General features: G+C 53.6%; 10 protein-coding genes. 1 reads left to right on the top strand and 9 read right to left on the bottom strand.

Translation table 11 applies throughout. The features are described 5' to 3' along the window. Positions 1 to 733 precede the first annotated feature (733 nt). The 7 genes from kduI to trxC form a co-directional block, all read right to left on the bottom strand. Positions 734 to 1,570 carry a 5-dehydro-4-deoxy-D-glucuronate isomerase gene (kduI, locus tag J5069_RS21350; protein WP_264645735.1) on the bottom strand — a complete coding sequence of 279 codons (837 nt, stop codon included), beginning with the start codon at positions 1,568 to 1,570 and terminating at the stop codon, positions 734 to 736. A gap of 11 nt (positions 1,571 to 1,581) precedes the next feature. Next, complete coding sequence (gene kdgT, locus J5069_RS21355; RefSeq protein WP_264645736.1) at positions 1,582 to 2,538, bottom strand: 2-keto-3-deoxygluconate transporter; 957 nt, start codon at positions 2,536 to 2,538, stop codon at positions 1,582 to 1,584. Between the two features lie 444 nt (positions 2,539 to 2,982). Beyond that, the gene (locus tag J5069_RS21360; RefSeq protein WP_264645737.1) at positions 2,983 to 3,765 is read right to left on the bottom strand and encodes an IclR family transcriptional regulator; all 783 of its coding nucleotides are present in this window, start codon (positions 3,763 to 3,765) and stop codon (positions 2,983 to 2,985) included. 253 nt (positions 3,766 to 4,018) lie between these two features. Beyond that, positions 4,019 to 5,374, bottom strand: a complete 1,356-nt coding sequence (gene pssA, locus J5069_RS21365; RefSeq protein WP_264645738.1) for a CDP-diacylglycerol--serine O-phosphatidyltransferase — start codon at positions 5,372 to 5,374, stop codon at positions 4,019 to 4,021. A 152-nt stretch (positions 5,375 to 5,526) separates the two neighbouring features. Continuing rightward, positions 5,527 to 8,190: a bifunctional acetate--CoA ligase family protein/GNAT family N-acetyltransferase gene (locus tag J5069_RS21370; protein ID WP_264645739.1), complete on the bottom strand. Its 2,664-nt coding sequence runs from the start codon at positions 8,188 to 8,190 to the stop codon at positions 5,527 to 5,529. 50 nt (positions 8,191 to 8,240) lie between these two features. Then, positions 8,241 to 8,939, bottom strand: coding sequence for a tRNA-uridine aminocarboxypropyltransferase (locus tag J5069_RS21375; RefSeq protein WP_264645740.1), 699 nt, complete (start codon positions 8,937 to 8,939; stop codon positions 8,241 to 8,243). A gap of 85 nt (positions 8,940 to 9,024) precedes the next feature. Then, positions 9,025 to 9,444 carry a thioredoxin TrxC gene (trxC, locus tag J5069_RS21380; RefSeq protein WP_264645741.1) on the bottom strand — a complete coding sequence of 140 codons (420 nt, stop codon included), beginning with the start codon at positions 9,442 to 9,444 and terminating at the stop codon, positions 9,025 to 9,027. Positions 9,445 to 9,745: 301 nt separating this feature from the next. On the opposite strand from trxC, the gene J5069_RS21385 reads away from it, so the two are divergent. Continuing rightward, on the top strand, positions 9,746 to 11,143 hold the full coding sequence (locus tag J5069_RS21385; RefSeq protein ID WP_264645742.1) for a tRNA/rRNA methyltransferase: 1,398 nt from the start codon (positions 9,746 to 9,748) through the stop codon (positions 11,141 to 11,143). 218 nt (positions 11,144 to 11,361) lie between these two features. Here the strand turns inward: J5069_RS21385 and emrB are convergent, their stop codons facing one another. Beyond that, the gene (gene emrB, locus J5069_RS21390) at positions 11,362 to 12,897 is read right to left on the bottom strand and encodes a multidrug efflux MFS transporter permease subunit EmrB (RefSeq protein WP_264645743.1); all 1,536 of its coding nucleotides are present in this window, start codon (positions 12,895 to 12,897) and stop codon (positions 11,362 to 11,364) included. Positions 12,898 to 12,914: 17 nt separating this feature from the next. Further along, the gene (gene emrA / locus J5069_RS21395) at positions 12,915 to 14,090 is read right to left on the bottom strand and encodes a multidrug efflux MFS transporter periplasmic adaptor subunit EmrA (protein ID WP_264645744.1); all 1,176 of its coding nucleotides are present in this window, start codon (positions 14,088 to 14,090) and stop codon (positions 12,915 to 12,917) included. Positions 14,091 to 14,131: the final 41 nt, after the last annotated feature.

Below are 14,131 nucleotides of genomic sequence, written 5' to 3' on the forward strand. Positions count from 1 at the left end.
GAAGTGAAACGCCGTAGCGCCGATGGTAGTGTGGGGCTTCCCCATGTGAGAGTAGGGAACTGCCAGGTTTTTATATCAGCTATCAGACGACGTCTGATGCTAAAGAGTAGCGAAGGGGCTGTCCGAAAGGACAGCCCTTTTTGCTATGTGTGAAACACGTGTTGCCATATCCAGTTTCATACCTCGTTATCCTCGGCCCCTCACTTCGTCATCCTCGGCGAAGGCCGGGGATCTCATACAGAAAGAACTCGTTCAGCCTGTAAAAGATCCCCGCCTACGCGCTGAGGAGTCCCCACAAATCCAGGCCAAGCCTTTTTGTTGTTGCAGTGAATGTTTCGTGCGCGTTAACCCACGCGGTTATCTGCGCCGTGCATCGCACGCGCCCGACTCGGGGCGCTCAGTCGCCCTCGCCCCGAGGCCCCTGGCTTTTCGCGGGAAATAACGCCGCTTACGCGGTGCCTTCGGGGCCCGAGCCCACTGACGGGCCGCCAGCGACGCGTTCCAGACGCGGCGCTGACTTTCGCGGCGTCCTGCCGCTCACCCTGTGGTCTCGTTCCCCTCAGCGTTATTTTTTACGCGATATAACGTCAAATAATTCAAAACATTAAAACCATGCCGCTTCGACAGTGCGGTAAACACCCGCGAAAAAGATTGCCATATAGCAGATACAAAAACGCCCACGGTATTGATACCGTGGGCGTTAATGGAACGGTTGCGAGTCGTGCAGCGCGGACTAGCGCAGATCTTTCATCGCAATATGATCCATATCGTCAAACGTCAGGTTTTCGCCGATCATGCCCCAGATAAAGGCGTAATTTTTGGTGCCAACGCCGGTGTGAATCGACCAGCTCGGAGAGATCACCGCCTGCTCGTTATGCATCACCAGGTGACGTGTTTCATGCGGCTCGCCCATCATATGGAAAATAATGGTGTCATCTGCCATATCAAAATAGAAGTAAACTTCCATTCTGCGTTCATGGGTATGGGTCGGCATTGAGTTCCAGTTGCTACCTTCTGCCAAACGCGTTAATCCCATGCTCAACTGGCAGGTTTCAACTACTTCCGGCACCAGATATTTGCAAATGGTACGCTTATTACAGGTTGCGACATCGCCCAGCGGCGCTTTGACGGCATCATCTTGTGTGATAACCCGCGTCGGGAACGTAGCATGCGCTGGCGCACTGTTGTAATACAGTTTTGCCGGTTTAGCTTTATCTACGCTGCTGAACGCCAGGGCTTTGGCCCCTTTGCCCACGTAGAGCGCTTCTTCGTTACCCACCGCGTAGCTTTTGCCATCAATCACGATGTTTGCCGGACCACCGATGTTGATCAGGCCCAACTCGCGGCGCTCGAGGAAATAGTTCACGCCAAATTGCTTACCGATATCGTCATCAAAGCTGATCTCGCCATCAATAGGCATAATCCCGCCAACGACAATACGGTCAATGTGGCTGTACACCATGGTGTATTGGTTTGGCGTAAAAATCTGCTCAATGAGAAATTTCTTTCTCAGCTCGGTGGTATCGAGCGTTTTGGCATGTTCGCTGTGTACACTTTGTCGTACGTCCATATTGTTACCTTTTATGCGTTTTTAGGTGAAAATCGTTTTGCCCACAAGGCCGTAATGATGGGCACGAGTACTGAAGTCACTATAACACTGGTGGCAACCAGCGCCGTGGCTTGTTGAGCTACCGGGGCGAATTCCGGCGCCATGTTGGCGATCAGCAGAGGCGTTGCGACGGCGGCACCGGCGCTACTGGACGCCGCGACACCTGCCGTACCGTTACCGCCACCGATAAATTTGTCGGCGAGAATCAATGGGATGCCCGTCACTACGATGACCAGAACGCCCAGGAAGATACCTGCAAAGCCGGTTTTGAGGATAACGGCCAGGTTGATGGTGTTACCCAAGGCGAAGGCGAAGAAAGGAATCAGTGTTTGGACCGAGTTACCAAACAGTTTTCTCAGGTCCGGATCCAGGTTACCCAGTGCAAAACCAATCAGGAACGGCAGCACAGCACCGACAAACAGTTGCGGTTCAAAGGTCGCGATACCGCTGGCGCCGAGGATAACCATGGTCATCAGCGGACCGGACTCCAACGACATCAATACGAAGGCACCGGCTTCTTCTTTAGAACCATATTGGTTCATTAGTGCGGCATACAGACCCCCGTTGGTCATGTCCATTGCTGCGACCAGTGCGAGAACTGAGATACCAGCAAGCATACCGTTTTGGATGCCATCGCCCGGCAAGAAGGTGCCCGCAATCATCGCTACTATCCACGCGGTAGCAATTTTGGTGACAACCAAAACGCCGGATTTTTTCAGCATGGTACCCGTTGCTTTGAGCTCAATGGATGCACCCATGCAGAAAAACCATACCGCCAGAATAGGAATGGTGCCGGTAATCAGTCCATTACTGAAGGAGCCGAGAAATTTCCCTGCGCCCGGCGTAAAGGTATTACAAAGTGCGCCCAAAAAGAGCGGAACCAGCATTAATCCCCCAGGGATTTTATCAATAGCTTGTTTGATTTTCATGAAAAGCCTCATCTATAAAAAATAAAAATGTGTCCCGCCGCTTTTAATAAAAGCAGATAGGTGATAGGTATAAAATTTAAAAATCAGGGGCGCATAAGGCCCTGGGTGTTATTACCCACATTCACGTTATGTTGAAGATGGTTATCCCCATTAAAGATTGATAATTAAATGTTTACTATTGCCTTATTCTTTTTGGTCTCTAGACGTTTTTTTAATTATAAGCTGCCTTTCCGTAATGTTTTTAACGACATTACAGATATTTTAACTATTGCGTATCGCTACCCATGATTGATGACATTCATTCCCATTTACCGGTGAATATTCAACCTTTCAGCAGTAGGCGATAAAATGTAATTTACAGGTAAAAAATAAAAGCCGTTTTATTGATTCTCTAATTATTAACCTCTTAATCAACAATACATTATACGAGTTTACTTATTGGCGTTATTCAGCGCGATGGCTGTTAATATGATCGGAGATCGCTTTACTGGTTTTGATCAGGCTTGCCAGATGTTTCTCTTTCTTACCATTAGCATACTGTGACTGCATGCCGTTGACGCCAATGGCGGCGATAACCTTGCCATCCTGATTAAAAATTGGTGCTGCCATACAGCAGATTTCCTCAATATCCTCACCGTCGTCTATCGCCCAGCCTTGTTTTTTGACGAGTTCCAGATGTTCCAGAAAATCATCTTTATTGGTAATGGTACGCGGCGTAAAACGCTTAAAGGTACAATCAGCAATCAAGGTTTCTATCCTTTCCTGCGGCAGCCAGGCCAGCAATACTTTTCCCAGAGACATGCGGTTAAATACAATCTTCTTACCTTCCCAGGAAGTTTTTACAATGGCCTTGGGCGATTCGACTTTACTCAGGAAAAAGCCGTTATCCCCCTCCAGAATACCAAGGTGGCAGGTTAACTCTGTCTCTTTGACCAATGTATGCATAAAACCAATGGCATCTTTACGCAGATCGATATTCTTTATTGCCAGACCGCCGAGTTCAAATAAACGCAAGCCTAAAACATAACGTCCATCAGCACGTTGACGTAATAGTTGTGATACCGTCAACACTTCAAGCAGATGATGTACGCTACTTTTCGGTATAGACAGATCGGTACAGATCTCGGTAAAGCTGGCTTCGTCACGATTGGCAATATAGTCAACAATCATCACGAGACGGACTGCCGCTGGTGCTTTGCTATGCTCAAGTTGTTGGAAGATATTCATAATGGTTTTATATGTGAAACAGTGGTTTTTTATATAGAACAATAATAACGGAAGGGTATTTTATTTACCTAGATGCAGATCACAAAACGAGCGCCGTAGTGTTGATTATTTCAAGATAAATGGAACGGAGTTTCATTAGGAAAACGGAAAAGGCAGTTTTGTGACAGTTTGACGCTGAGAAAGGCGTGGTAAGTAGGGATTACGTCTGCGCAGATAATAAAAAACCCCGCGAACGGGGCTTTACGGTGTGGAATCAGAGAATGCGGCTGATCAGCCTGTCGATCCTGATACGGCGCAGGCGGCGTATCAATTTACGCACTTTCACCGGATATTGTGCGATACCTTGCAAATCGGTATAGCTGTTGAGCGGCGTGGTGTAAGCGCGGATCTGATCTAATTCTTGCAACCGCTGTTCCAGCAGTGCTTTCTCGGGATCGTGGATCAGGATGGCGTTTTCCAGATCCAAACGCCACGCACGAGGATTCAGGTTATTGCCTGTCAGCAACTGCCAGGTATCGTCTGACCACAGCCCTTTGAGGTGGAAGCTGTTATCCCCGTCCTTCCATAACCGCACGGTTAACTGTTGATTGTCGATGTAACGCTGCAAGCGGCTGACAAAACGACGCAGATTGATCTCATACAGGTAGGGCAGTGCACCGATGATCTTGAACGGCTGATCTTCTGGAATAAAGAAGTCGTTAGCCGTCTTGTCACCAATGATGATCTCCACCTGCTTGCCTTCTTTGAGCAGGCGCACCACGTTTTTGATCAGCAGCGCAGGCAGGTTGAAATAGGGGGTGCACATCACCAGTCGGTGCTCGGTGCAAAACATCAGGTGATGGATGGTGTTATTCAGCGGGCTTTGTTTACCCAACCCGACCAACGGCGTGACCGTCAATTCCCCATTAACCCCCTCACTGCCGGGCGTGTTGTAGGCCAGGGTGCGCAGCGTTTGGCGAAATTGACGAATATCCGCTTTGATTTCCAGATTTTTTGGCCGCGAACGGCTGTCCAGACGTTGTACTGCCGGATCTTTTAGCAGCGTGGTGATATAGCCTGACATGGTATCGGCCAGTGCCGCATTGCGGATAAGCTGATAGCGATCGTAGCGATACTTATCATGTTGGTGCAGATAGACATCGTTCAGGCTGGCACCGCTGTACAGCACGCAGTCATCCGCAATGAACCCTTTCAGGTGCAAGACGCCGAGCGCTTCGCGCGTATTGACGGGAATACCATAGATGGGAAACTTCACGTCAGCGTGTTTTTCTGCCATGTCGCAATACCAATCCGCATTGGTACTTGCTGATTTGTCACCAATGCGCCCGCGCTGTGCTCGGTGCCAATCCACCAACACGCGCACGTCGAGATCGGGGTTGTTGCGCTTGGCGTTGTAAAGCGCAGAGAGTATGCCCTGCCCGCCGTCATCCTGCTCCAGATAAAGTGCGACCAGATAGACACGCGTCTTGGCCTGTTGGATCAGGTTAATCAGCGCGGCGCGAAACTGTTCAGGAGTGTGTAACGTCTGAATGCCGTCCGCTGCTTGAGGGAGTTTGGGCAGTTGTGCAAGGTGTTGTTGGTATTTATTGCGTTTAAATGTAGACAACATCACAGTGCGTTTCTTCTCTTATTAGTCGGCGCAAGGCCGTCATAAATGATGTCAGGGGAATGCCGAATCGGGCGATGATACCACTACTTTTCGGGCGTAGTGAGTAAGTTTTACCGTTCATTACCAGATTGACCGCCAAAATAAACGCTCTGTCACGCAACATCTTGTGCGTTCAACGGTAGCACCAGCGTGACAATCCCTTCATCCAACTGCACGTCTACCGTGAAACCGAGTTTCTTCGCTAACGCTATCATGCCCTGGTTATGCGGCATGGTGATGCCGTTCAATTGCTTTAATCCGTGGCGACGGGTGTAATCAATCAGCTTGCTGAGCAGGCGCTTGCCAAGCCCCATCCCTTTACAGTCTGAACGCACCAGCACCGCAAATTCAGCGGCAACGTTATCGGGATCGGAAATAGCGCGCGTCACGCCAATGATTTCATCACCGGCGGTTGTCGGGCGTACCGCCACAAAGGCCATTTCCCGATCGTAGTCGATCTGCGTCATGTACGCCAAATCTTCATGGTTGAATTCGTTGATTTCACTGAAATAACGGTAGTAGAGATCTTCTTTGGTGACGTTGCTGATAAAGCGCTCCAGCAGCGGCTCGTCCTCCGGCAAGATTGGGCGAAACAGGCAATGTTCCTGATTATTAAGCAGCACCTGCTCTTCCAACTCCTGGGGGTAAGGACGGATGGCCAACCGGGATTGTGGATCGCCCGAGAAAGGCGCGAGATGGAGCGTAACATCCAGCAGGGTGAATTCACTGCCCGAGGCCAGTAGCGGATGAATATCCAGGCGATGCACTTCCGGGCAGTCAAGGATCAGGTTGGATACCTGCACCAGCAACCGGCTGAGTCCGGCGATATCCAACGGATGCAGGGCGCTGCGCCCGCGTATTTTGCCGCTTTTCAGCGCTTGCATTATCAGGTAGCGCGCCAGCGTCATATTGAGTGGCGGCAATGCCACCGCCGCCTGCGAATCCTTGTTCCACTCCACGCTGCCATCGCCCAATAAAATCAGCGGACCGAAGATAGGATCCTGTTCCACCGCGATACGCAGCTCTTGTGCGCCAGCTCGATTCGCCATGCCTTGCACTAACAGCCCGTGAATGCGTGCCTGCGGATAGGCGCGTTTGACACGATCGATAATCGCATCAGCGGCTTGCTGGACCTCATGGGCGGTGCGCAGGTAGAGCATCACCCCTTGCACGTCGGATTTATGCGGGATATCCGGCGAACGCAGCTTGATGGCGACCGGGTAACCAATCTGCTCGGCGATATGCACCGCTTCTGCGCTGTCGCTGGCAATCCAGGTCGGCAACGTATGCAGCCCGTAGGCGTGTAAAATCGGCTGAACCTCGTGGGTATCCAGCTGCGTGACCCCATCCGTCAACGCCTGGTGAATCAGTTGGTGCGCCTGAGCGGCGTTGATGCCGAGATCCTGCGGCAGGGCTGGCGTTTCCATCAGTTGCTTCTGGTTACGCCGGTATTCCACGATATGCATAAAGGCAGTGACCGCACCTTCGGGCGTGCGGTAGGTGGGAATGCCTGCCTCATTGAACAGACGGCGCGCCTCCTGAGAGGAATATTCGCCGCACCAGTTGGTGAGCAAGGTGATGCGTTTGCCGCGTGGATGCGCCTGACAGCAGGCAATCAACTGCTGTGCGCTTTCGGTGCCGGGCGCGGCGGCACTCGGTGCGTGGATGATCAGCAGGGCGTCGTAGTCATCGCTGTCCAGCAATACCGAAAGTGTGCTGAGATAGCGTGCCGCCGTGGCGTCGTCGCGCAGATCGAGCGGGTTTCCGACGTGGACTTCCTCGGGCAATACGTCACGCAACTTCTGTTGCGTCTGTTCCGTTAAGGTCGCCAGCTTACCCTGTCGGCTAAGCAGTTGATCGAGCGCCTGTGCGGCGGGTGAGGCACCGTTACTGACAATCAACAAACGCTCACCGCGCAGCGGGCGCAGGTGGCTCAGCGTTTCCACCGCGGAGAACAGCTCGTGGGTGTCACGGACACGCAGCAGACCGGCACGCTGGATGGCCGCATCGTAGGCGGCATCCAGCCCGAGTTGGTGCCCGTGCAATAACTGCTGAGCCAACTGCGTTCTGCCGCTCTTGATAACCAGGATGGGCTTGTTTCTGGCGGCGCTGCGCGCGGCGGACAGAAAACGCCGCGCATCCTTGAGCTGCTCCAGATGCAATAAAATGGCGCTGGTTTTACCATCACGCGCCAGAAAATCGAGGACATCGTCCACATCGATATCCAGGCTATCACCCAGCGCGATGAAGTAGGAAAACCCGATGCCCCGCTGCTGTGCCCAGTCGAGAATGGTGTTGGAAACCGCAGCGGACTGAGAAATAAACGCCAGCTTTCCTTTGACTATCGGCACGGGAGAGAAGCTGGCGTTAAAACCTTGCCACGGGGCCAGTATCCCCAGACTGTTCGGTCCCAGCAGGCGCATGGCATAGCGGCTGGCGCAGGCTTTGAGTGCCTCCGCCTGTGCCGGGGGAGACGAGAGAATAATCGCGGTTTTACAGCCGCGCTGACCCAACGCTTCCAGCAGCAGCAGATTGCGGCTGGCATGGGTGCAGAGCACCGCTAGATCGGGAGTGATGGGCAGACTTGCCACATCGGGATAAGCTAGTACGCCACAGACGGCACGGTATTTGGGCGTAACGGGCAGGATCGGGCCAGTGAAGTGACCGCCCAGCAGGTTTTGCATCATGAGAAAACCGGCACGTCCCGGTTTCTCCGATGCGCCCAGCACGGCGATCGATTTTGGCCTTAATAACGCTTCTAACCCGCGCTGACTCATAGCTCGCTCCCGACAGGACAGAGAGCTGAATCATAGCGGTTTTTATGCCGTTATGCTGTGACAGTCGATGAAATTATCTGCACAGGGCGATGGGCCTTACCGGCCAGATAGCGTTGGCGAAAGCTGTCGAAGTGGTTGAGCAGGCCCTGACTGGCACCATTATCACCCGCTTGTTGCAACAGTGCGGCAGCAATTTCCGCCGTACAGTGTTGCCCCGCGCTGCTGGCTTCGCGCAGTTGGTAGCGTGAGAGTGATTCAACGGCAAGCGACAAAATGGGCAGCGCATCCAGATAAGGGCTTTTGCGGAACATTTTGCGCGCTTCCGGCCAGGTGCCGTCCAGCAGCACGAACAGCGGCGGTTTGGCGTTATCCGGTAAACGGTGCAATACCTGACGTGACGGCTCGGCTTCATCCGCTAGAAAAACCAGATAGGGCTGATAGTCCGAGGTTTGCAGTGCCGCCAGCAACGCCGGATCCGGCTCAGTGCGTGACCAGAGAAAAGCCTGAGTATCAGGCAGAATATCGGCAATCAGGCGGCCGGTATTGCTCGGTTTTAACGGCTCGGTATCGAACATAATCAAACAGAAGCGGCTGCGTGCCGAATGCGGGGTGATGGTATCGCACAGACAGTTGGTCACCGGCAGCAGGCAGTGTTGACAACGTACCACACGGCAACCTCGCGCTCGGAAGGGGCGGGTGGAGCGTTCCAGCCGGTGCTGGCGCAGACGAAGAACAGCATTATCGCGCATAGGAGGTCGCTAAAAAGCGCTATTCTACTCGACGCACTGGAGGACAGAAAGCCCCAGTGCGGCTTTTATTACATGGCTGAACGGCTCAAATGGTTTCATCTAACCAGTTTTCGAACGGCGTTTTCGGCAGCGCACCGCTCATGATATCTACCGGCTTACCCTGTTTAAACACCATCAGCGTCGGAATGCTGCGAATGCGAAAACGGGCACTTAATTCCGGTTCAGCTTCGGTATTCACCTTGATAAAGCGAACGTTACCCGCACGCTCTTGCGCCACCGCCGTGAAGATCGGGGCAAAGGCGACGCAGGGACCACACCAGGGCGCCCAAAAATCGACGACCACCGGCAAATCATCTTGCAACAGTTTGTCGAACGTGGCGCTGGTGGCATTGATCACCTCACCGGAAAACAGCTCGCTGCCGCAGCGGCCACAGGTTGGGCTGTCGTGAAGGCGTTCTTCAGGCAAACGGTTCGTGGTGTGGCAGGATTCGCATACCGTGTTCATAGGCGACCTCAAATCATAAAACGGCTAAAATAGATGTGCTGTGGTCAACGTTGTGCCATAACCAAAGGGCAGGGTTAAAAACCACCGCATGTTGCAAAAGCGTAAACGTATTATGGTGATGGCTTGCAGGGGAGACAATGTGGTTTCCTCAATGATTACAATAGCCATCACCGTTGTGATTCAGGTTTCGGTGTCATCGTTCGCCGAGGTGTCACGGAAACTCCGCTTTTATACCCGAAGTCGGTAGCGTCGCGGGTGTACATCAGGTAATCTTCGCGCCAGCGCGTTGGTGGAGAAAATAATGAGCGATTCAGCGGGTAGTAAGAGCGGAAAGGTCCGCGTAATGTACGTCCGTAACGAGGACGAAAAGAAAAATTCGCGTACCGGAGACGGGTCGCGCGATCGCCGCAATGATAACGAAAAAACCGGGCGGCGCGACAACCGGGACAAAGACGGACGCAACAAAGGGCCGTATGAGTCTCGCGACAACCGGGACAAAGATGGGCGCAACAAAGGGCCGTATGAGTCTCGCGACAACCGGGACAAAGACGGGCGCAGCAAAGGGCCGTATGAGTCTCGCGACAACCGGGACAAAGACGGGCGCAGTAAAGGGCCGTATGAGTCTCGCGACAATCGGGATAAAGACGGGCGCAGCAAAGGGCCGTATGAGTCTCGTGACAACCGGGACAAAGACGGGCGCGGCAAGCCGCGTGATAATCGTGACAACCGCGATAAAGATGGCCGCACCAAGCCGCGCGATCCGCGTGATATGAATCCGCGCTATGTGCGTGAGAACCCGCATCGCAACAATGATAATGCTGGGCGCGATGACCGTGCCGATTATGGTCGCGGCAGTGATTCACCGTGGAAAACCGTGTCGCGGGCACCGGATGCCGCAGAGACACCAGACCACGGCGGGATCGTAGGTAAGAGCCATCTCGATCCCGAGCAGATTCGTCGTCAGCGTCAGGAAGAGACGCGTGTTTATGGTGAAAACGCCTGTCAGGCGCTGTTTACCAACCGCCCGGACGCCATTGTGCGTGCTTGGTTCCTGCAAGAAGTGACGCCGCGTTTCCGTGAAGCCTTACGCTGGATGGCGGCAAACCGTAAAGCCTACCATGTGGTGGATGACGAAGAACTCACCAAAGCGTCTGGCACCGATCACCACGGCGGCGTGTGTTTCCTGATCAAGAAACGCCAGGGCTCAGATGTGAATGACTATCTGGCGCAGGCGCAGGAAACAGATTGCGTGCTGGCGTTGGAAGATGTGGGTAACCCGCATAATTTGGGCGGTATCGTACGTTCCTGCGCGCATTTTGGCGTTAAAGGTGTGCTGATTCACGATCCTTCGTTGCTCGAATCTGGCGCGGCAGTACGCACGGCAGAAGGCGGCGCAGAGCATGTGAATGCCATTCAAACCGATAATTTCCCTTCGGCACTGGATGCGTTCCGTGCAGCGGGTTATACCATCGCGACGACATCCAGCCACAAAGGGCAACCGCTGGCACAAACCGCATTACCGAAGAAAGTGGTATTGGTGGTGGGGCATGAAGGTGATGGCCTGACGGACAGCACCTGGCAGCAGGGCGATCTGCCGCTCTCTATTGGTGGTACGGGTAAAGTGGAAAGCCTGAATATCTCCGTTGCGACGGGTATTTTGCTGGCGGAATGGTGGCGGCAGCACAGCATCACTGAATAGTGATTCCGACGGGTGATTAAGTCACTTACTGCTTGTCATCTTCGGATTCCCTTTTGTCATCCTCGGATCCCTTCTTGTCATCCTCGGCGAAAGCCGGGGATCTCTGCCAGAAGAAACGTGTTTTACCGGCCAGAGATTCCCGCCTTCGCGGGAATGACAATTGTTTGCGGGAATGACAATGGTTTTAGGTAAGGTTGTCAGCAACCTTACCTACTCTATTAATGAGCACCACCTCCGCCACCCCCGGTAGTAAACGGAGGCCGCGCAAACCACACCAAGATCATCAGTACCAGAAAGACCGCTGCCGCTGCCCAAAAGATTTCATTGGCCGAAATGATCAACCCCTGATTAGTTATCTGTTGGGCGATGTAGGCTGAAGCCTGCTTCTCACTCATCCCCATCTCCATCAACTGTTGATAGGATCCCTGCGCAATGGGGTTGTAAGGCGTCACGGATTCGGTGAGATGCGCGTGGTGCAGCGATTCACGCTGTGTCCACAACGTGGTGGTGATCGAGGTACCGATGGAGCCGGCCAGCGTACGCGCAAAGTTCGAAAGGCTCGATGCCGCCGCCAGTCGCTCTGGGGGTAACCCGGAAAGGGTAATGGTGGTGAGCGGCATAAAGAAGCAGGCCACGGCGAACCCTTGCACAAACTGCGGCCAGGCCGACGCGCCGAAATCCATTCCCGGTTCAAAGGTATACGCACGCCAATAGAAGCACACGGCATACATGATGAAGCTGAATGTCACCAGCTTACGCATATCCAAACGCGGTGCAAAGCGCCCAATGATCGGGGAGAGCAGCACGGGCATCAAACCGACTGGCGCTGAGGCAAACCCTGCCCAGGTTGCGGTATAGCCATAAACCGTTTGCAACAGCTGTGGTAACAGCACGATGGAGCCGAAATAGAACATATAGGCCAGACTGATACACAAGCAGCCAATGGTGAAGTTGCGCGATTTAAACAGCGACAAATCCACCACCGGGTGGTCATCGGTCAGTTCCCAGACAATCAGGAAGGCAATGGCGACCACCGCCACCACCGTCAAAATGATAATCTCGTTGGAACTGAACCAGTCCAGCTCTTTACCGCGGTCCAGCATCATTTGCAGGCTGCCGATCCCGACAATCAACAGCGCCAGACCAATGGTATCGATCGGCCGGATTTCAGTTTTGGTTTCGCGCCCTTTCAGGGTTTGCATGGCGATGACCACAACCAAAATGCCTAACGGCACGTTGATAAAGAAGATCCAGCCCCAGTGATAATTATCGCTGATCCAGCCGCCAAGAATCGGGCCGCAAATGGGTGCTACCACCACCGTCATCGACCAGAGCGCCAGGGCAATACTGCGTCGGGCTGGCGGATAGTTGCTCAGTAACAAACTTTGCGACAGCGGAATCAACGGACCCGCAACGATCCCCTGAAGCACACGGGCGAAAATCAGCATTTCCAGGCTGGTGGACACGCCGCACAGCCATGACGTGAAGGCGAACAGTCCTGTTGACCACAAGAACAGGCGCACCTCACCAATGCGTTTGGCGAGCCAACCGGTAATCGGAATGGAAATCGCATTGGCTACCCCGAATGACGTGATAACCCAGGTGCCCTGAGAGTTTGAGGCTCCCAGGTTACCGGCAATCGTGGGGATAGCCACGTTAGCGATGGTCGAATCCAGCACCTGCATAAAGGTCGCCAATGATAGCGCGACGGTCATCCAGGCCAGGGCCGAGCCTTCAAGCGGTTTTCTCTGCACGCTTATCTCCTGCGAGGTTATTCCGCATTAGCCCGAATGAGGGTGTCGATCAGGGTATTGACCGGGGTCAGATCCAGCGTCAACGCATCGCTTTGGTATGCAGGTGCGCTGCGCGGTGCATCGGAAAGTACTTTCCCCTCCACATTGGCGGTATCGACTTTCACCAGCGTGGAAAGACCAATACGCAACGGGTGTTCTGCCAATTGCTGCGCATCCAGCTCAATACGCACGGGTAAACGCTGCACCACCTTGATCCAGTTACCGGTGGCATTTTGTGCCGGTAACAGGGAGAACGCGCTGCCGGTACCCATATCGAGGCCGACGACCTTGCCCTGATACACTACGTCGTCGCCGTAGATATCACTGACCACCGTCACGGGCTGGCCGATACGCATATTGGCGAGCTGCGTTTCTTTAAAGTTGGCATCCACCCACAGATGGTGGGCGGGCACCACGGCCATCAACGCAGACGCGGGTGTGATCCGAGCGCCAACCTGTACGCTGCGGCGAGAAATATAGCCATCCACCGGGCTGACAACGCGGGTTCTTTGCAGTGCCAACCAGGCATCACGCAGATTGGTCGCGGCTTGTTGCACGCCGGGTTGCTGTTGCAGCGGCGTATCGAGGATCATGGCGCGATTGGCCTGATATTGCTGTTTTGCCACTTCCAGTGAGGCGCGGGCGCTGGCGACGGCATCGCGGGCGTGCTGCACATCTTCACGGCCAATGGCATTGACATTACCCAGCGCTTCACGACGCGCAAGGTCGCCCGTGGCCTTGTTGAGTTCTGTTTGATACAGATCGATATTGGCCTGATATTGTTTGCTGTTGATCATCAACTGGTGCGTCTGACGCACGCTGTTGGCGAGTGCGGTCTGCGCACGTTCGAAAGCCAGTTGCGCATCGGTCGCGTCCAGTTCGACCAGAACCGCCCCCTGCTTGACGAAATCGGTGTTGTCCACGTTAACACGGGTGACGCTGCCGCTCACCTGGGACATCAATTGCACCTGATTGCCTGCCACATAAGCATCGTCAGTCTCCTGATGGTGCCTTAGCACCAGATACCAGTAGACAAACCAGACGCAGCCAACCAGCAAACACAGCACCGTTAACAGGGTAAGTACCCGTTTGCGTTGGTGTTTTTTATTCTTGATAGGAGCCTGCGGCGCTGGGTTTTCCACGCTTGAACTCATGGTGTTTTCCTCTGCTTCAAATGTCATTTTTTCGTTATTTT

This window comes from Candidatus Symbiopectobacterium sp. NZEC127, from assembly GCF_025962675.1.
In the GTDB taxonomy this organism is placed as follows: Bacteria; Pseudomonadota; Gammaproteobacteria; order Enterobacterales; family Enterobacteriaceae; genus Symbiopectobacterium.

What these genes read in the sequence shown, in the direction of transcription:
- J5069_RS21370 (WP_264645739.1), bottom strand. Translation starts at nt 8,190, where the DNA reads ATGAGTCAGCGCGGGTTAGAAGCGTTATTAAGGCCAAAATCGATCGCC.
- trxC (WP_264645741.1), bottom strand. Translation starts at nt 9,444, where the DNA reads ATGAACACGGTATGCGAATCCTGCCACACCACGAACCGTTTGCCTGAA.
- emrA (WP_264645744.1), bottom strand. Translation starts at nt 14,090, where the DNA reads ATGAGTTCAAGCGTGGAAAACCCAGCGCCGCAGGCTCCTATCAAGAAT.
- kduI (WP_264645735.1), bottom strand. Translation starts at nt 1,570, where the DNA reads ATGGACGTACGACAAAGTGTACACAGCGAACATGCCAAAACGCTCGAT.
- J5069_RS21360 (WP_264645737.1), bottom strand. Translation starts at nt 3,765, where the DNA reads ATGAATATCTTCCAACAACTTGAGCATAGCAAAGCACCAGCGGCAGTC.
- pssA (WP_264645738.1), bottom strand. Translation starts at nt 5,374, where the DNA reads ATGTTGTCTACATTTAAACGCAATAAATACCAACAACACCTTGCACAA.
- J5069_RS21385 (WP_264645742.1), top strand. Translation starts at nt 9,746, where the DNA reads ATGAGCGATTCAGCGGGTAGTAAGAGCGGAAAGGTCCGCGTAATGTAC.
- kdgT (WP_264645736.1), bottom strand. Translation starts at nt 2,538, where the DNA reads ATGAAAATCAAACAAGCTATTGATAAAATCCCTGGGGGATTAATGCTG.
- J5069_RS21375 (WP_264645740.1), bottom strand. Translation starts at nt 8,939, where the DNA reads ATGCGCGATAATGCTGTTCTTCGTCTGCGCCAGCACCGGCTGGAACGC.